This is a genomic window from Nostoc sp. MG11, from assembly GCF_014904695.1.
Classification (GTDB): domain Bacteria; phylum Cyanobacteriota; class Cyanobacteriia; order Cyanobacteriales; family Nostocaceae; genus Komarekiella.
The window spans coordinates 69,107-87,477 of record NZ_JACXXN010000013.1 but is presented as its reverse complement, the minus strand read 5'-3'; the positions used below and the strand labels follow the sequence as shown (position 1 = coordinate 87,477).

The 18,371-nt window shown below is 39.3% G+C and carries 16 protein-coding genes and 1 pseudogene; 15 read left to right on the top strand and 2 right to left on the bottom strand.

Translation table 11 applies throughout. The annotated features are described in order from the left end of the window. The first annotated feature begins 320 nt into the window (after positions 1–320). The 7 genes from argF (at position 321) to HCR01_RS19115 (ending at position 7,551) form a co-directional block, all read left to right on the top strand. Entirely contained in the window at positions 321–1,241 is a 921-nt protein-coding gene (gene argF, locus HCR01_RS19145) for an ornithine carbamoyltransferase (protein WP_193197699.1), read from the top strand. A 272-nt stretch (positions 1,242–1,513) separates the two neighbouring features. Next, positions 1,514–2,116, top strand: a complete 603-nt coding sequence (gene lexA, locus HCR01_RS19140) for a transcriptional repressor LexA (protein WP_193197698.1) — start codon at positions 1,514–1,516, stop codon at positions 2,114–2,116. A 137-nt stretch (positions 2,117–2,253) separates the two neighbouring features. Then, positions 2,254–3,738 carry a DNA phosphorothioation system restriction enzyme gene (locus HCR01_RS19135; RefSeq protein WP_193197697.1) on the top strand — a complete coding sequence of 495 codons (1,485 nt, stop codon included), beginning with the start codon at positions 2,254–2,256 and terminating at the stop codon, positions 3,736–3,738. A 352-nt stretch (positions 3,739–4,090) separates the two neighbouring features. Further along, entirely contained in the window at positions 4,091–4,264 is a 174-nt protein-coding gene (locus tag HCR01_RS19130; protein WP_193197696.1) for a hypothetical protein, read from the top strand. Next, the gene (locus tag HCR01_RS19125; protein ID WP_193197695.1) at positions 4,261–6,333 is read left to right on the top strand and encodes an AAA family ATPase; all 2,073 of its coding nucleotides are present in this window, start codon (positions 4,261–4,263) and stop codon (positions 6,331–6,333) included. The genes HCR01_RS19130 and HCR01_RS19125 overlap by 4 nt, the downstream gene beginning before the upstream one ends. A 3-nt stretch (positions 6,334–6,336) precedes the next feature. Then, entirely contained in the window at positions 6,337–6,906 is a 570-nt protein-coding gene (locus HCR01_RS19120; protein ID WP_193197694.1) for a Uma2 family endonuclease, read from the top strand. 93 nt (positions 6,907–6,999) lie between these two features. Continuing rightward, positions 7,000–7,551, top strand: coding sequence for a Uma2 family endonuclease (locus tag HCR01_RS19115; protein WP_193197693.1), 552 nt, complete (start codon positions 7,000–7,002; stop codon positions 7,549–7,551). Positions 7,552–7,863: 312 nt separating this feature from the next. Here the strand turns inward: HCR01_RS19115 and HCR01_RS19110 are convergent, their stop codons facing one another. Continuing rightward, entirely contained in the window at positions 7,864–8,445 is a 582-nt protein-coding gene (locus HCR01_RS19110; protein ID WP_193197692.1) for a hypothetical protein, read from the bottom strand. A 332-nt stretch (positions 8,446–8,777) separates the two neighbouring features. Between HCR01_RS19110 and HCR01_RS19105 the strand changes: the two genes are divergently transcribed. Beyond that, positions 8,778–9,248 (top strand): DNA phosphorothioation-associated protein 4, encoded by a 471-nt coding sequence (locus HCR01_RS19105; RefSeq protein ID WP_193197691.1) that lies wholly within the window; start codon positions 8,778–8,780, stop codon positions 9,246–9,248. 341 nt (positions 9,249–9,589) lie between these two features. Beyond that, positions 9,590–9,811: pseudogene (locus tag HCR01_RS40460) on the top strand (HNH endonuclease); the annotation flags it as partial. A gap of 230 nt (positions 9,812–10,041) precedes the next feature. Here the strand turns inward: HCR01_RS40460 and HCR01_RS19095 are convergent. Continuing rightward, positions 10,042–11,640 carry a DGQHR domain-containing protein gene (locus HCR01_RS19095; protein WP_193197690.1) on the bottom strand — a complete coding sequence of 533 codons (1,599 nt, stop codon included), beginning with the start codon at positions 11,638–11,640 and terminating at the stop codon, positions 10,042–10,044. Positions 11,641–11,824: 184 nt separating this feature from the next. Between HCR01_RS19095 and dndC the strand changes: the two genes are divergently transcribed. The 6 genes from dndC (at position 11,825) to HCR01_RS19065 (ending at position 18,247) form a co-directional block, all read left to right on the top strand. Further along, complete coding sequence (dndC, locus tag HCR01_RS19090; protein ID WP_193197689.1) at positions 11,825–13,483, top strand: DNA phosphorothioation system sulfurtransferase DndC; 1,659 nt, start codon at positions 11,825–11,827, stop codon at positions 13,481–13,483. A 126-nt stretch (positions 13,484–13,609) separates the two neighbouring features. Next, complete coding sequence (dndD, locus tag HCR01_RS19085; RefSeq protein WP_193197688.1) at positions 13,610–15,595, top strand: DNA sulfur modification protein DndD; 1,986 nt, start codon at positions 13,610–13,612, stop codon at positions 15,593–15,595. 116 nt (positions 15,596–15,711) lie between these two features. Further along, on the top strand, positions 15,712–15,963 hold the full coding sequence (locus HCR01_RS19080) for a hypothetical protein (RefSeq protein WP_193197687.1): 252 nt from the start codon (positions 15,712–15,714) through the stop codon (positions 15,961–15,963). Then, entirely contained in the window at positions 15,960–16,307 is a 348-nt protein-coding gene (locus tag HCR01_RS19075) for a type II toxin-antitoxin system PemK/MazF family toxin (protein ID WP_193197686.1), read from the top strand. The genes HCR01_RS19080 and HCR01_RS19075 overlap by 4 nt, the downstream gene beginning before the upstream one ends. 30 nt (positions 16,308–16,337) lie before the next feature. Then, entirely contained in the window at positions 16,338–16,724 is a 387-nt protein-coding gene (gene dndE, locus HCR01_RS19070) for a DNA sulfur modification protein DndE (RefSeq protein WP_193197685.1), read from the top strand. A 65-nt stretch (positions 16,725–16,789) separates the two neighbouring features. Then, complete coding sequence (locus tag HCR01_RS19065; protein WP_193197684.1) at positions 16,790–18,247, top strand: DNA phosphorothioation-associated putative methyltransferase; 1,458 nt, start codon at positions 16,790–16,792, stop codon at positions 18,245–18,247. The last annotated feature ends 124 nt before the right edge of the window (positions 18,248–18,371 follow it).

Below are 18,371 nucleotides of genomic sequence, written 5' to 3'. Positions count from 1 at the left end.
TGCTTTTCAGCCCTTAGATAGTTGAGTAGGCGTTAAAAATGTGATAAATAAAACTGGGTACTAGAGATTCGGGACTAAAGAAAAAATCTGCCCACAAAAGGCAAGGTTTTAACCAAATCTTAAAAGTCTCTAATCTCTAATAAATACAAAAAATCAGTGATTAAAATTACTGGTAAAGTTGATAAATTAATATTCATAGCAAAGCTATCTCAAATCCTAGGCTAGGCGCAAAAATATTGATACAGTTTTAAAACTGTATTTTTTTGCCACAGTTGGGTAAAGGAACAGAAATACGTAATTGTTCTTTACAGATTACAAGCATGGCAGCGTTGAGCGGACGAGATTTATTAAGTCTGGCAGACCTAAGTCCAAAGGAACTTCAGGAACTCCTGCAATTGGCAACTCAACTAAAATCGCAACAGCTAAAGTTGCGATGTAATAAGGTTTTGGGATTGTTGTTTTCTAAAGCTTCTACTCGCACACGGGTGAGTTTTACAGTGGCAATGTACCAATTAGGTGGACAGGTAATCGATCTCAACCCTAATGTCACTCAAGTTAGTCGTGGGGAACCTTTGCAGGATACGGCGCGGGTGTTGGATCGATATCTGGATATTTTGGCAATTCGCACTTTTGCACAGCAGGAGTTGGAAACTTTTGCTCATTATGCAAAGATTCCGGTAATTAATGCGCTTACTGATGCAGAACACCCCTGTCAGGTATTAGCTGATTTGTTGACGATTCAAGAAAGCTTTAACACCCTTGCTGGGTTAACTTTAACTTACGTGGGTGATGGGAATAATATGGCTAATTCTCTGATGCTTGGCTGCGCCTTGGCTGGAATGAATGTCAGAATTGCTACGCCTAGGGGATACGAACCAGATCCTAAGATTGTAGAACAAGCAAGAGCGATCGCTAATAATAAAACTGAAGTTCTCCTGACTCATGACCCAGAATTAGCAGCCAAGGGAACTGCTGTACTTTACAGCGATGTTTGGGCAAGTATGGGGCAAGAAGATCAAGCAGGCGATCGCTTGCCGATTTTCCAACCTTACCAAATTTCGGAGCAACTATTGAGCCTAGCTGATCCAGAGGCAATTGTTTTACACTGCTTACCAGCCCATCGCGGTGAAGAAATTACCGAGGCTGTAATCGAAGGTTCCCAATCACGAGTTTGGGATCAAGCCGAAAATCGCTTGCACGCCCAAAAGGCTTTGCTTGTAAGTATTTTAGGGGCAGAGTGAAAGGAGTCAAAAGTCAAGAGTCAAGAGTCAAGAGTTATTTTCTCGCCTTTCTCCTCTGCTTGTGTGTTCCCTCACTCCTGCACTTCCCCTGTCTTTTAACTCCTGACTCTCAACTCTTGGCTATTTCTTAGGAAAAAATCAAAAATAAACAGGCAAAAAATAAAAGAATTATCTTTCTTTTGCTTTTCATATTTTTACTTTTATCTTGTTATGGAGAGTTTTTTGTAGTACTAATGTTCTAGGGACATTTATAATTACTTCCCGATAAATTTATGGAACGTCTAACGGAAGCTCAACAAGAACTTTACGAATGGTTGGCGGAATACATCCGAACGCACCAACATTCGCCTTCAATTCGGCAAATGATGCAGGCGATGAGCTTGAAGTCGCCAGCACCAATTCAAAGCCGCTTGGAACATTTACGCGTCAAAGGATACATAGAATGGAATGAAGGGAAGGCGCGAACTATTCGGATTTTACATCCTGTCAAGCAAGGTGTACCGATTTTAGGTACGATCGCCGCAGGTGGTTTAATTGAACCATTCACTGATACTGTAGATCATCTGGACTTTTCTAATTTCTCATTACCTGCTCAAACCTATGCTTTGCGCGTAGCTGGCGACAGCATGATTGAAGATTTAATTGCTGATGGAGATTTAGTATTCTTGCGCCCAGTAGTAGAACCAGATCATCTGAAAAATGGTACTATTGTCGCCGCCAGAGTTGATGGATACGGTACTACTTTAAAACGTTTTTATCGAAGTGGCGATCGCGTTACCCTCAAACCAGCAAATTCTAAGTACAACCCCATTGAAGTTGCAGCTATGCATGTGCAGGTACAAGGTTCTCTCATCGGCGTTTGGCGCGGTTACTGAAAATAGGGACTGGGGATTAGGGATTAGGCATAGAGATTAGGGACTGGGAAAAATAAGTACCAATGACTAATTACTAATGACTAATGACTAATCCTCAATTAATTAGGGTTCGTTACCATCTTTGTGCCTGACATTTTATGTATCTGACGTCAAATCCAGTGCAGCAACAACTGCCCACTTTCAAACTCAAATTACCATTTGTAAGGGAAAGTAAGGGCAGTTATCAGACTCAACAACCACTACCAGGATTCCCGAAAATACCTTTATCTGTGCAATTGCGGCAGTATCAGCGACAAGCTATCACTAGCTGGTTTGCTAACAATGGTAGAGGAACGCTAAAAATGGCAACTGGTAGTGGTAAAACAATTACAGCATTAGCGATCGCCTGTGAATTATACCAACAAATTAACCTACAAGTCTTGTTGGTAGTCTGTCCCTACCGCCATCTTGTCACCCAATGGGCGCGAGAATGTGAAAAATTTAATTTGCAGCCTATTTTAGCTTTCGAGAATTTACGCGCTTGGCAAAGTCAACTTTCTACGCAGATTTACAATTTGCGTTCTGGTTCCCAAGGTTTCGTGACGGTGATTACTACCAACTCCACTTTAATTGGAGAAGGATTTCAATCTCAACTCAAATATTTTCCCGCCAAGACTTTAATTATTGGAGACGAAGCGCATAATTTAGGCGCACCCAAGCTAGAAGAAAGTTTACCGCGCCGTGTAGGGTTGCGGCTGGCTTTATCTGCGACACCAGAGAGGTATTTTGATGAATATGGTACGCAATCTTTGTTTGCTTATTTTGGCCCGGTTCTCCAGCCAGAGTTTACTTTGCGAGATGCGATCGCTCAAGGTGCTTTAGTGCATTATCAGTATTATCCAATTTTGGTAGAATTAACTGAGGCAGAAAGTATTGCTTATTTAAAATTAACTAAAAGAATTGGGCGATCGCTATTATATCGGGAACGGGAAAATGGTGAATCGGCAGACTTTGAAAACCATGAAGATTTAAAGCCGTTGTTGATGCAACGAGCAAGGTTGATTGGTGCGGCAGAAAATAAATTAAATGCTTTGCGGGATTTAATGACAATTCGCCGCGAAACTACTCACACTCTTTTCTATTGCAGTGATGGTTCACAAGATACGGGACAACGTTCATCTCTGCGACAACTTAAAGCTGTCGCCAAAATTCTCGGAGTGGAACTAGGGTACAAGGTAAGCACCTATACGGCACAAACATCATTACAAGAACGTGAAGTTTTGCGGCATCAATTTGAAAGTGGTGAATTGCAAGGTTTGGTAGCAATTCGCTGTTTAGATGAAGGTGTCGATATTCCGGCAATTCAAACTGCGGTGATTTTATCAAGTTCTGGTAATCCTCGCCAGTTTATCCAGCGGCGGGGGCGTGTTTTGCGTCCTCATCCTACTAAACAACGCGCCACTATATTTGACATGATTGTTTTGCCACCAGACTTAGACAGGGAAACTATAGAAGTTGAGCGTAATCTGTTGAAAAAGGAATTGCGTCGCTTTGTCGAATTCGCTGATTTAGCTGACAATGCTGGCGAAGCGAGAATGAAGTTGTTGGATTTACAAAAGCGATATGGATTGTTAGATATTTGATGAGGTATTACGGATTGATTTGCTGTTTTACACGTTTATAGTTGTGTTCTTTTGTAAAATTTTTTGGGATTTGGAGAAAAGAAGTACTTAATATGGGAAGATAATATTAAGGTTTTTATAATGGGGTGTAAGCAAAACTTTTAAATTTACTGAATTTCCATTATAAAGTAAATCTTATTAATTTAAATAATAACAGAAAACTCTTCAAAAATAAAGTACTTTTTTCCAAAAAATTATAAATTTAAAGATAGAACTTACTGAAAATAAAGATACTACTAATAATAGCTTTAGAGAGGCGATCGCAGCATTAGAGACGGTTAAAATATAGAAAAAATATATTTTAAAATACCAAATGTTAGAAGAACCAAATATCGATGATGTTCAGGAGCCAATAACCAGCGCCTCGCCAGAAGTACGACAAATTATAGAGCGGGTATGGCATCTAGAAAAGAGCAGGCTAGATAAGAAAAGTAACAGCCATATTAATGATGATATTTTGGCAATTGTGAAGGAAGAGGTGCGATGAAGCTGACTTCAATCAAGCTGTGCAACTTTCGCTCCTTTTATGGTAAAACACCAGAAATAATCCTTGCAGGTGGAGACACTTTTAACACAACAATTATTCACGGCAATAATGGAGCAGGAAAAACTAGTCTGCTAAATGCATTTACGTGGGTATTATATGATAAATTTAGTGCAGCCTTTGCATCAACTGAGCAGCTAGTTAATAAGCGTGCGATCGCTGAAGCTAAAACTGGACAATCTGTAGAATGTTGGGTAGAAATTACTTGGGAACATGAAGGTAAACGCTACAACGTCAAACGCCAGTGTCGAGTTTATAAAAACAAAACCGACTTCGACTTGAGCAAAACAGAATTATTAATGCAAGTCGCTGGTGATGATGGTAGGTGGTATTTTCCACTCCAGCAACCAGAAGAAATAATTGGACAAATATTACCTGCTAGTTTACACCAATATTTTTTCTTTGATGGCGAGCGGATTGAAGAGATAGTTAGAACAGACAAAAAAGCTGAAATTGCTGAGGCTACCAAGATTTTCTTAGGCGTCGAGGTAATCAATCGTTCAATCAGACATTTGGGAGAAGCTAAAAGAAGTTTAGAGAATGAGTTAAAATCTATTGGTGATTCAGAAATTAAACAACTTTTGAAAGAACAAGAAAAGATAGAACAAGAGATTGAGCGCATCGCCAAACGACAAACAGAAATTCAACAAGAGTTAGAATATCAACAAACTTTTAAGAAAGAGACAAATAACCATTTACGAGAACTCAGCGCCGCCCAAGAACTGCAAGAAAGACGTCAAGAGTTAGAAAACCAGAAAATCGCAAACCAAAATGCTCTGCGACAAACTAGGGAAGCCCTAAAAAAAGTTATCTCTTCACGCGGCTACACCGTATTGCTATCAGAAGCTACAGCACAGTTTCGAGAAATTATCAATGAATTAAAGCAGCGAGGTAAGTTAACATCGGGAATTTCGCGAGAATTTGTCAATGACTTACTTAATTCTAAACGCTGTATTTGTGGTACTGAATTACAGATAGGGAATCATTCCCATACCAATGTTGAAATTTGGTTGAATAGAGCAGGTTCCTCAGCGGTAGAAGAAACTACAATTCGCATGAGCGCTCAAGTAGATGAAATTGATAAGCAAGCAATAGTGTTTTGGGAAGAAGTTGACAAAGAACAAAGCAGAATTAATCAGTTAAGACAAACAATATCTCAAATTGAAAGCGAATTAGATAGCATTCAAGAAAGGTTGCGAAAAGATGCTAACGAAGAAATTAGCAGCTTACAAAAGCGCTTAGATAAGATTGAAGGGAAAATCGATGAATTAAATAGAGAACAAGGTGCAAATCAGCAGCAAATTACTCACTTCACAACAGAAATTGATACCTTGGTAAAACAAATAGCTAAGCAAAAGCTAAATGAAGAAAAGCAATCGTTGGCACAGCGACGCATTAATGCCACCCAAGATGCAATTGAAAGGTTAACAGAAGTCAGGAATCGTCAAGAAAAACAATTCCGACTGCAACTAGAAAAGCGGGTACAAGAGATATTCGCAGAAATTTCTGTTACTCCATATATTCCGAAAATTAGCGATAAATATGAACTAACATTAATAGAAAATACCACAGGTATGGAAGCACCGATCGCAGCATCCACTGGTGAAAATCAAATTCTCAGTTTATCCTTTATCGCCAGCATTATTGACAAAGTAAGGGAATGGAGTGAGAAACGGAAAATGATGATGATTCCCGATAGTAGCACTTTCCCAATTGTCATGGATTCACCTTTCGGTAGTTTGGATGAAAGTTCGCGGCGACACATTGCTAGAACAATTCCCCAATTAGCAAATCAGTTAATAGTTTTAGTAACTAAAACTCAGTGGCGGGGTGAAGTAGAAGCAGAAATAACAGATAGAATCGGTAGAGAATATGTACTTACGTATTATTCATCCAAACCAGATTGTGAGCAGGATTATATTGAGTTAGGTGGAGAAAGATATCCTTTAGTTAGGCAAAGTCCCAACGAGTTTGAATATACCGAGATTATTCAAGTTGAACGTGGTAGGTAATCTATGATTGCAAGTCGAGACCAAAATTATATGTCTCCCCAACAATATCTAGAGTGGGAAGAACACCAAAATATTAAATACGAATATATCAATGGTGAAGTCTTCGCCATGACTGGGGGGACAATTCCCCATACTACCATTGCCTTAAACTTGGCTTCAGCATTAAAAAGTCACCTCCGGGGAGGCCCATATCGCGCCTTCATGGCAGATGCAAAAGTAGGAGTAACTGAGAACGGGCCATTTCACTACCCAGATGTTGTGGTGAGTTGTGATGAACGAGACAGACAAGCCATTCAATTTATTCAGTATCCTTGTCTAATTGTCGAAGTTCTATCTCCTAGTACAGAAGCTTACGACAGAGGTCGTAAATTTATCCAGTATCGCCGTATCCAGACTTTACAAGAATATGTTCTCATTGATGCTGAAAAAATTAGTTTAGATTGCTTTCGGCTAAATGATAAAGGACTCTGGGAGTTGCATCCTTACGAAGAAGGGGATGAAGTTCATTTAACTAGCGTTGATTTTCACTTTCCTATTTCTTTAGTTTATGAGGATGTTCAGTTTCCAACCTAAGTTTTGGTGAAACTAACCGCAGAGGCGTCAAGGACGCAGAGAGGAGGAGAGATTGTTAAATTGAGATTATCTCCAATTCATATCAGGTGTTTTATGAATATAAAGAGTGAAGCAACTATTGAAGATTTATACAGCGTCCCTGAAAATTGTAAAGCGGAGATTGTCAATGGAGAACTGCTGCTGATGTCTCCAACTGGATTTTTACCAGGACGTGCAGGAGGTGAAATTTATGCCAGTCTGCGCGATTACGAACGTCTGACAAAAAGTGGTTATGCTTTACCTGATAATGTTGGTTTTCTTATCAATCTTCCTAACCGCCGTTCTTTAAGTCCTGATGCCGCATTTTACACTGGCAAACCTACAGGTGGAAAGTTCCTTAATGGTGCGCCTGTGTTTGCTGCTGAGGTGCGAAGTGAAAATGATTACAGTGAGACAGCAGAGAAAGATATGGCTAGCAAACGCCGTGATTATTTTGCGGTGGGTACTTTGGTCGTTTGGGATGTGGATGTAGTCAAAGAGGAAGTTATCAGAGTATATCGCGCCAGTAACCCCGAACAACCCCAAATTTATCGCCGTGGTGAGGTAGCGGAAGCTGAACCCGCAGTACCAGGATGGACTATGTTAGTGGATAATTTATTTGTTTAGCGATCGTTTGATAATTAGGCATTGCTGAATTGAAGTATGAAATTTAAAAACTTAACATCTAAAACTCTTGCTCTCTGCGCCTCTGTCTTGAAAAGTTGAGCCACTGCGTTGGACGGGTTCCCCGGCTTGAAGCAAGTGGCGTCTGTTCGCCGGAAGCCGGCGTACCCTGCGGGAAGCAAGCTACAGACTTTCCGCTGCGTCTCTGCGTGAGATAAATTCATACCTGGATTCAGCAACGCCGATAATTAATATAAAGTAATGTGGTTATAAGTGCGATCGCTTTTTGCTTGCCTTCAAGTACAAAACTATATTTTAGTTGGCTATATCCCAGGTAACTTTCACAATTCCTCGGTTATCATTATAACCCTCAGCATGATCGTTAATATAAAAATTAATTTCCTCTTCTGCTTCTAATGGTAAAACTGTATCTTCACCTGCGTGATAACATTTTCCTTTACGTATATATATTAATGCTCCTAGTTTTTGATCTGGACATTTGAATAGCTTTTTGGTAGATTCGTCAATCTCTCTTGTATAACCTTCCACTGTGACATATTCAAATCCATCAGCCGCTTTACCCACGGCCCATTCTCCACTAGCATGAAAGTGTGCTTTAACGTTATTCTTATTATTTAAAATTTTAAATTTACAACCATTTTGGTTATAAGCTTTAACCTCGAAAGTTGCATTATTTGCCTGTTGAAGACAAGTATTAGTATTAGTTTGAATCTGTGGTGGATTTGCAGAAGAAGATTGGGTATTTTGGCTAGAAAATATACCAGTCGCATGAAGAGATGCAATCAATCCCCCTGTAGCCGTTATTATACCAGTTAATGCTGTAATTATTCCAGGTAACGTAGTCCAGAAATTACCTTGCTTGTCATTTTCACTCATACACTAAACCCTTGTTGGTAAAACTCTTTTACTGAAGTAATGATTACGAGAAACTACGCATGACTTAATTGAATAAACTTGAATATGTATTTTATTATACTTTTTTAGTCTTGGCTAGATAAAACTGAACTGTTGCGAGGCTACCAGTATAACCTCGCGTATCTTATCAGTCATACCCATAAAATCATGAGTTTGTTGGGGTAATGGAAGTTTGCGATCGCTTTGTAATTAGTTTAAAATAATGCAAAATACGTACGTAGACATGAGTGGCTTGCTCCTAGGCATCGCCCTTACCTTTCGGTTATTATGGCAACAATATAGATATTAAAACAATGGCTGCAAACAGAATCAGGGTTGCTAAAGATAAGGCTGAGTTGGTGAAAACTCTAGTTGCATCAAAAGACACAACTGGGCCTTTTCAGACTTATGTAGAAGTAATGGTGTTTGCAGCAGCATTGGGCGTTAAATATAAAAAGCGCGTTCCTTTGGGGGAAACTACAAAAAGAGAACCATCTCCAATTCCACAAGAAAATTTTGCTTCATTGGGATATGACCTAATCATTAAATTATTAGGAATCAACGAAACTCAAGACATCAACATACTCTCATCTAGAGAAGAACAAGATGAAGATAAACGTACTCAAATATTTGAAGAGTATGCTAATGCAGGACTCGAAATTTTACAAAACGAGTTACGGGGTTCTGTTGATTACTCAGAGCGACTTCTATTAGTTCTGATTTCTGACAGAGGAACAAAAGAACAGCTAGAAGAAGAATTTAACCTCAGTAAATTCTTAAATTGATTTTTTTGCTTGCTTAATTAAATTATTAAATATAAAAAATATAGTATATTATTGTCAACGCTTTGCTGAATTAAATGTGAGTAGTATCCAGAAGCGTGGTAACGCTCAATATAAACCAATATTACTTTTATCTGTAATTGATTTGATTACGCGAGGTGTCATTACAACTAATGAAATTCCAGTTTCAGATGAATTAATTCAAACATTTGAGAGGTATTGGAATGTAATCAGTTCTCCATCTTACAATTGATGCACTTGTGGCAGCTTTCTTTTCTGATAATGAAAATGATTTAGAAGCTATTTTACAAATAAATTAAACTTTTCAAGATAACGCGGTAGAGATAGAAAAATCAATTGAAACATCAATTTTAGAGACTAATCCAAGGTGGAGCTTCAAACGAGCAGTAACTAGAAATGCTTTCTTTAGGAAAGCAGTTGTACATATTTATGATTACAGATGTGCTTTTTGTGGACTAAAAGTAACTAAAAAAATAAATCAAAATATTGTTGATGGCGCACACATCAAGCCATTTTCACAGTTTTATGATAATAAAATTCATAATGGAATTGCTCTTTGCAAAAATCATCATTGGGCATTTGATAGGGGTTGGTTCACTGTAGATGAACAATACAAAATTATAGTTAGTAATGATTTGGAAGAAGCATCTCATCATAGTAAACCTATGAAAGATTTTCATGGTGAAACAATACTTCTACCAAATACAGAGCAACACTTTCCACAACTGGAAGCGCTACACTGGCATCGCCAAAATATATTTTATTTCAAGCATAATTACAGGATAGGTGGAAGTCCTACCGCTTTCGGTTCAACAAACTTGCCATCAAAACCTATAGTTTTATCTTCCATAGTCCTAGCATCAGCCAAAGCCTTACGAAGTTCAGCACGTTCCATCTGTTCCTGAATTCCACCCAGAATGTAAACTAATAACTTCGTTGCCAAATCTCGTCCAGCAACCTGTACTCGCTTTTTATTTGGGTCATACAAAACCCCATACCAAATAGATTGTGGATACTCCATACCACTAAAACCACCTTGCTGGTCAAACTTCCGCAGTTTCTTAAAGATATCTGCAAGAGAAAAGCCTTTTTTAAACACTAAAATTCCTAAAGCTTGCGCTAATGCAACTTGAGCAACCGGACGGAAAAGCATATTTCCTTCACCTCCATCCTTCTCAAAGCTGAACCGCCGCAAAGCAGGCGTATCTTCGTGTTCCAAAATCTTATAACTAGGAAGATTAGCCAAATAATCAAATAGCTTTGTTAATTCCTCAATCCCCTGCTCAAGTTCTTCATCCTCTGGACGCATGGGAATTAGACCTTTCTCCAAGGGTTTCCAGTGAGGGAACTTTTGACCCAAATATCGCTCAGACATATCTTGTAGAGCTTGCAACGTAGTCAAAACTGTAGAATTAGAAGCTACTGTTGCACTATTCCAATTAACGCGGGGGTTGCGTTCTTGTTGTTGTTCTAACAGTGGATGTGTAACTGCAATTTTTCTAGCAGCGATCGCAAAACCATCATCCTCATTCAACTGTGTTAACTGACCTTTAGTCAAGGGTGCAGCCATCAGGTTGACATGAACAAAAATTGATCTCACCCTCCGCCTCGCTTGGATACGAGTTTCCCCAGGCGCAACTGCACAGATAAACTCAATACCAATTTTTTCCTTGGGTAAATTTTGCAAGTAAGCAAGATCTACTTGGTACTTTTCTATCAAATCATTGACTGTAATAAAACTGTCATCAGCACCTTTATCTTTTTTATAGCGCTGGAGTTTACGAGTTTTGATTAACTCCATCAATCCCTGAACCCCCATTAATCGGTGTTGACCATCTAGTGCATAAATGGTTACATCATCCTCAGAAATATTTAGCAGACCTACCTTACCGTCTTTATCTAGAGGTATGAAATCAGTCGTAGACTTGGTGGCGCGTCCTTCGCCATCCCACTCAGCAGCTTTGGGATTATCTACCCACGGTTGATTAATTACTACCAGCACTGGCGGAAACTTATGGTTGTGTCGAGCCGCTAAATACTGAACTAGCGGTGCTTGACGTGACCAATCAAGGGGACGTTGCTGAATTTCATCAATACTATCTGCGTCAATCTCGACATTATCAGTCTCAGGATTGTACTTTTTCTGAAACAGAGGTAAGCCAGAGGCGAAGTGAACACGACCCGCAAACCATTCCAGAGTAACAGAGCTAACATAAGCCACAGTACCACCCATCTCAGTTTTTTGAACTAGAATCTGATCTTTTCTCCCTAAAAACTTCTCTAGTAGTAAAAAGAGTACTTGTTTTTCCTTGTTTTCCCGTTCCAGGTACTCTCTAGCGATGTCAGCAGTTGGGTCGGATGCACTATCTTTCATGTTAATTTTAAAAACGAACTAGTAATTATGTAGTTTAATTGTCCAAAAAATTAGGTATTAGTAGTAAGGTTTTTAAAAACTTTGTTAGGACATGAGTACGTGCGTTGTCCCTGTGTAGCCTCGAATTCCATGTACTGAGATGGAAGAGATAAAGTTACACCCATGTTTTCAGAGAGAAGGAGAAATGACTACAGCACAAAAACCAGAAAATAAAGTTCAGCAGACACGTACTGTAACAGATTTAGTGGAATATATCCAAGCTCTCACCACCGAGATTCAAGAATTGTACAGTTTGGATCAAATACCTTGGGTAGTAGGCTATTCGGGCGGCAAAGATAGTACTGCTACTTTACAGCTTATCTGGAATGCGATCGCAGCACTACCTATTGAAAAGCGAAAAAAGACTATTCATATTATTACAACTGACACATTGGTAGAAAACCCTGTAGTCTCTGTTTGGGTACGCAAATCCTTAGAAAGCATGAGGACTGCTGCTAAAGAACAGAACATGCCCATTGAACCCCACTTATTACAACCAGAAATCAAAGAGACATTCTGGGTAAGCTTGATTGGTAAAGGTTATCCAACGCCGCGAGGAAAATTTCGTTGGTGTACAGACCGTCTGAAAATTCATCCTTCTAACCGTTTTATACGTGATGTGGTTAGAGTAAATGGGGAAGTTATTCTTATTTTAGGTACGCGTAAGGCTGAAAGTATCAAACGTGCTATCTCAATGGAAAAACATCAAGTAGGGAGCCTAAAAGATCGCCTCGTTTCTGATTCAAGTTTACCTACATCTCTGCTTTACCATAGTCCAAGCTTGCCTAATTCATTAATTTACAGCCCCATAGAAGATTGGCGTACTGATGAAGTTTGGATTTACCTAAATCAGCAGCAAAACCCTTGGGGCTATAGCAATAAAGATTTATTCACCATGTATAGAGGTGCTACAGCAGATAATGAATGTCCACTAGTTGTTGATACTTCTACTGCTAGCTGTGGTGATTCTCGATTTGGGTGTTGGGTTTGCACAATTGTTAGTAAGGATAAATCAATGGAGGCAATGATTCAAAATGATGAAGAGAAAGAATGGATGCAGCCTCTATTAGATATCCGCAATGAATTAGATAATAGAGATGACCGCAATAAAAGAGACTTCCGCCGCATCTGGGGCGAAGTTCAACTTTTTGAGCGCAATGTAGAAGGTGAAATTTCAGTTGAACCAATTCATGGCCCTTATACCAAATATTGGCGAGAACATTGGTTAAGACGATTATTAGAAGCGCAGACACAAATCCGTCGTACAGCACCAGAAAATATGCGCGATATCACTTTAATTACTCTAGAAGAATTAAGTGAAATTCGCCGTATCTGGCTTGAAGACAAACATGAATTTGATGATAGTTTACCCCGCATTTATCAAGAAGTGACAGGTGAAGAATTTCAAGACCCCCGTCCTGGTGCTGACTATAGCCTACTAGGTCGTGATGAATGGATAGTTTTAGAAGAAATCTGTGAAGGTGACGCGATGCACTTGGAACTCATGGCAAAATTGCTAGACACAGAACGCCAGTATCGCAAAAAAACTCGTCGCGTGGGAATATACGAAACCCTAGAAAAATGTTTTAATACGAGTTCCCGTTCTCCAGAAGACGCTATTAAAAATGCTCGTTTGAAACGCGAATTAAGTGAGGCAGTTAGTCAAGGTGATGTTGCAAAAGTCAAGCAGATGACTTTGGGCGATGTTGCAGCAACGGATGAAGTGGATGAAGATGAAAGTGAAAATGATGAACAGGTAACTTGGGCGAGTATGAAATTTAAAAATAAGGAAACAACGCCATAGTAAAAAGTTAGATCCCCAACTTCTTTAAGAAGTCGGGGATCTAGACATCGCGATCCTCTGTAGAGTTTTCTAAATACAGGCTGATAAACTCTTCAGCCGCCGCTGGATTAATAATCTTAAAAATCAATGATATTTCTAGAACTCGTATTACAAAACTTTGGCCCCTACAGTGGTAAACAGGTAATCAATCTTAACCCAAAAATTGATGAAGAAAACTCGCATCCAATTATCCTATTAGGTGGTATGAATGGCGGTGGAAAAACTACCCTAATGGATGCTATTCGTCTCGCCCTTTATGGACAACGCGCCCAATGTTCTACTCGTGGTAATTTAAGTTATAGCGATTTTCTTAACCAATGTGTTAACAGCAAGATAGATCCAATTGCAGACACCCGGATTGAACTACTTTTTGAACATATCGAAAATGATAAGCCAATAAAGTACCGTATTGTGCGTAGTTGGACAAAAAATCCTAAAGACGGTAAGGATACATTAGGTATTTTAGGTGATAGTGATACATGGCCTGATGCTTTAGTTAATATCTGGGATGAATACATAGAAAATCTTTTGCCGTTAGGAATTTCTAATTTATTTCTATTTGATGGTGAACAGGTCAAAGAACTAGCTGAACAGGAAACACCACCACCAGTTGTAGTTGAAGCCATTCGCGGACTTTTAGGTCTAGAGTTAGCAGATCGTTTAGCAGTTGACTTGGATATTTTAGTTAACCGTAAACTTAAAGAAATTGGTACTAGTAAAGATTTAGCAAACATAGAGGAAATTGAAACCAAGTTAACTCAGCAGCAAGAAGATTATCAAACAACAACAGAAGCATTAAAAACTCTGAAAAATCAGCTAGAAAAATTAGAAATTCAGCAGCGCGAAGCTTTTGATAAATTTATTTATGATGGGGGTAAAATTGCGGCAGAACGAAATCAATTAGAACTAAAAAAGGAAGAAAAATCTGCGGAGGTTGAACAAGTGCGTCAATCGATGTCTGAGTTAGCGGCTGATGTTTTACCTTTAGCATTAATTTCCAATTTACTTACTCAGGTGCAAACGCAGGGAGAAAAAGAATTTCGTTATCAACAAATCCAAATTTCAAAAGATGTGTTAAGTGAGCGAGATCAGCGTTTACTCACTTGGCTTACTCAAGTAGATATCACCCCGACAGAACTAGAAAAAATTCAATCTTTTCTAATTCAAGATATAAATACCTTATATGCAAAAACTTTCCAAATGAAAGTACCTTGGTTATTAGCTGATGACGAAACTTTAAGTCAGCTAGATAATCTCATCTATCACTTGCAAAATTCTCAACTTTCTACAAAAGAAAAATTGACTATTCTCAAAAATAAAGAAGAAGAAATTCATAGTCTGGAAAGACAAATACAGACAGCCGCAGAACCAGAAGATTATGCAAAGCTGCGTCAGGCACTAGAAGCAGCACAAAATCAAGTTGTTGAAGCTAAAGCAAATTACGAAACAATCCGCCGACGTTTAGCTGAATTAGAAACTATTATTGCCAAATCCAAAAAAGAATTAAGTGAATATACTGTAGAAAATATCAAACATAAAAATAACGAACATATTATTACCTCTGCGGCTAAGGTTCAAAATACACTCAGGATTTTTCGTGAAAAACTAACCTTGAGAAAGCTCAATAAATTAGAGGAAGAAGTTAAAAATTGTTTCCTTTATCTCCTCCACAAATCAGACTTAGTACATCGCATCGCTATTGATACCAATACTTTCAGCCTTTCGCTTTACGATTTCAATGGTAAACCAGTCCCGAAACATCGCCTCTCCGCCGGCGAAAAACAACTACTCGCGATCGCCTTCTTATGGGGACTAGCAAAAGTCTCCGGCCACCGCCTACCAGTAGCAATCGATACGCCTCTCGGTAGACTAGACTCCTCCCATCGCAATAACTTAGTTGAACGCTACTTTCCATCCGCTAGCCACCAAGTAATCTTACTTTCCACCGACACCGAAATCGGTAAAAAAGAAGTTGAAACATTGCGAGAAAATGAAGCGATCGCGCGTGAATATCTCCTCAAATACGATTCTACTACTCGCCAAACAACCATTAAACCAGGATATTTTTGGTAGTACATATTTTTAAAAAATTGGGCGATGTCTAACGACAAGCCGCTATGCGTCTACGCAATTTTTTGAAGCCTATATCTTTACAATATATCTAACGACCTTTGGAAAGGAGATCAATTATGAACTCACCACATTTAATAAAAATAGAGCATGACCTACGTGTTTTGTCATTAGAAGAATTAGAATGGCTATTAGAATGTATTGCAAAACAGGTGCAAGAAAGAAAGCAAATATCAAATAAATTCACTGATGTTAAATATATAAATGAACAACTATTTGCAATGGCTAGCTATTTAGATATACAGAAAGAAATTACCTCTATCAATAATGATTTTTGCGTTACAGAAATGGATGGTTTAGAAAACTTGTGAGCATCGAGAGAGGACAAATTTATTTTGTCAATCTTAATCCAGTATTGGGTCGAGAGCAGGCAGGAAAAAGACCAGTTTTAGTATTATTCATAAACGCTGTCAAGGAATTACCTTTGGTTGTGACTGTGGTTATCGAGACGAAAGGAACAAATATTAAGCACGATTATCCAACTAATATACGAGTCTTTCCAAGTGATAGTAGATTGCTTATAGAAACGGTGTTTTTATATTTTCAAATTCGTTCCTTAGATCCAAATCGCTTTCCTGCTGATCCATCTGGCAAGATTTCTGACTCTAAGATGCTTGAAGTTGAAACTGCGGTTCGCTACTGTTTGGGTTTATGAGTAAAAACTACCTTAATTTTTAGGAAGATTATGGAATCGCCAATCGAAAGAATAAAACTTTCCCAAACAGCCAAAGACCAACTTACCAAACTTAAACGCAGTACCAAAATCGACCAATGGAATATCTTATGCCGTTGGGCATTTTGTCGTTCCCTAGCAGAACCAACCACACCCTCCCCCGTAACCATTCCCCAAGATAGCAACGTCGAAATGACTTGGCGCGTCTTTGGCGGCGAAATGTCTGATATTCTCCTCCTCGCCCTCAAGCAACGCTGTCACAATGACGGCTACCCCACGGACAAAGAAACCCTCGCCACCCAATTCCGCTTACATTTGCATCGTGGTATTGGTTACTTAGCAGGCGATCCAAATATCAAGAAAATTGAAGATTTAATTGAACTAGCCATTAAAAATTGAAAGGATATTAGGTATTGGCTACAAAAACAGCATATACCCGACTTTCTTAATTACGAATTAGTCTTATGCCTGAAGCGCTAGAAATCGAGCGTCACAGAGCCGCGATCGCTCGCAATGACATATCTCGCCCTGTACGATTGGCAATAGAGTGGGCAATCTTGCATAAAGATACCACTTTTTTTGACTACGGCTGCGGCTATGGTGGCGATGTCGAGCGAGTAGGAAACTTAGCCTACACCAGCGCAGGCTGGGATCCTTACTACTACCCTAATACACCCATCACCCGTGCCGATGTAGTTAACTTGGGTTACGTCCTCAACGTTATTGAAGATCCAGACGAACGCCGTCAAAGTTTAATCCAAGCTTGGGAACTTACCCAAAGAGTTTTAATTGTCGCTGCTCAAATACTGATTAACGCTCCCAGCAAGGCTCAATTAGCTTACAACGATGGGATCGTAACTCGCCGCAATACTTTTCAAAAATATTACGAACAAGAAGAACTCAAAACTTATATTGATGAAGCACTAAATGTAGATGCAGTACCAGTGGCGTTAGGCGTTTACTTTGTCTTTCGAGATGAAGCCGAAAAAGAGAGTTACAAAGCTATCCGATTCTTTTCTAGAACCTCTACGCCGCGAATCCGCATCTCCAGCAAGCGGTTTGAAGACTATCAAGAACAGCTTGAACCACTAATGGCTTTTTTTACCAAGCGCGGTCGACTACCTGTCAAAGGCGAATTAGACAATGAACAGGAATTGTTGAGCGAGTTTGGTAACTTCCGTCGTGCCTTTGCTATAGTTTTGCAAGCTACCGACGAAGCAGAATGGGATGCGATCGCCTACCGTCGTTCTCTAGACATCCAAGTTTACCTCGCTCTCACCCACTTTGATCAACGCCCTGCATGGCAAAAGCTAGCGCCAGAAATGCGTCACGATATCAAAGCCTTTTTTGGTAGCTATGAGGAAGCCTGCGCTGTAGCCGACCAAAAGCTTTTCAGTTTAGGTAAACCAAGAGTTATTCAAACTGCTTGCGAAAAAAGCAAAATTGGTAAACACACACGCGGCGCCCTTTACGTCCATGTTTGGGCATTAGCAGCACTCGATCCCTTGCTGCGAATTTACGAAGGCTGCGCCAGCCGTACCATTGGGCGGGGAGATGGTGCAACACTGGTAAAATATTACACTGATAAACCGCAAATATCCTATCTGTTTTACCCCGAATTCGACACTGACCCCCATCCAGCCTTAAAAGCGAGTATAACTATTGACTTAAAAACCCTATTTGTTACTCACCGAGACTATCAAAATAGAGCAAATCCGCCGATTTTGCACCGTAAAGAAAACTTTGTTACCAGCAACTACCCGCTTTACGAAGAATTTGCTCAACTTACCCAACAAGAACAGCAACTAGGACTACTCAAGCAAAAAAGCGATATCGGTACACGTGAAGGTTGGGAAAAATGCCTTGCTGCACACGGGATAGAAATCAGAGGTCATCAAGTTTATCCGATTCAGGAAAGTTAAGAGATGGTTTTAGGAAAGTTAAGAAACTGTTGACGCTGTAACGGAATCCTGAATTTCTATTTCAGCCAAGTAAATCTTGGTAAGTTGGCATGTTTACATATAATTGCATAGCAGCTATGGCAAG

Bases quoted from the DNA above. Each gene is read 5' to 3' on its own strand.
- HCR01_RS19125 (WP_193197695.1), top strand. From the start codon at position 4,261: ATGAAGCTGACTTCAATCAAGCTGTGCAACTTTCGCTCCTTTTATGGT.
- HCR01_RS19065 (WP_193197684.1), top strand. From the start codon at position 16,790: ATGCCTGAAGCGCTAGAAATCGAGCGTCACAGAGCCGCGATCGCTCGC.
- HCR01_RS19105 (WP_193197691.1), top strand. From the start codon at position 8,778: ATGGCTGCAAACAGAATCAGGGTTGCTAAAGATAAGGCTGAGTTGGTG.
- HCR01_RS19130 (WP_193197696.1), top strand. From the start codon at position 4,091: ATGTTAGAAGAACCAAATATCGATGATGTTCAGGAGCCAATAACCAGC.
- lexA (WP_193197698.1), top strand. From the start codon at position 1,514: ATGGAACGTCTAACGGAAGCTCAACAAGAACTTTACGAATGGTTGGCG.
- HCR01_RS19120 (WP_193197694.1), top strand. From the start codon at position 6,337: ATGATTGCAAGTCGAGACCAAAATTATATGTCTCCCCAACAATATCTA.
- dndD (WP_193197688.1), top strand. From the start codon at position 13,610: ATGATATTTCTAGAACTCGTATTACAAAACTTTGGCCCCTACAGTGGT.
- dndE (WP_193197685.1), top strand. From the start codon at position 16,338: ATGGAATCGCCAATCGAAAGAATAAAACTTTCCCAAACAGCCAAAGAC.
- HCR01_RS19095 (WP_193197690.1), bottom strand. From the start codon at position 11,640: ATGAAAGATAGTGCATCCGACCCAACTGCTGACATCGCTAGAGAGTAC.
- HCR01_RS19135 (WP_193197697.1), top strand. From the start codon at position 2,254: ATGTATCTGACGTCAAATCCAGTGCAGCAACAACTGCCCACTTTCAAA.
- dndC (WP_193197689.1), top strand. From the start codon at position 11,825: ATGACTACAGCACAAAAACCAGAAAATAAAGTTCAGCAGACACGTACT.
- HCR01_RS19080 (WP_193197687.1), top strand. From the start codon at position 15,712: ATGAACTCACCACATTTAATAAAAATAGAGCATGACCTACGTGTTTTG.
- argF (WP_193197699.1), top strand. From the start codon at position 321: ATGGCAGCGTTGAGCGGACGAGATTTATTAAGTCTGGCAGACCTAAGT.
- HCR01_RS19115 (WP_193197693.1), top strand. From the start codon at position 7,000: ATGAATATAAAGAGTGAAGCAACTATTGAAGATTTATACAGCGTCCCT.
- HCR01_RS19110 (WP_193197692.1), bottom strand. From the start codon at position 8,445: ATGAGTGAAAATGACAAGCAAGGTAATTTCTGGACTACGTTACCTGGA.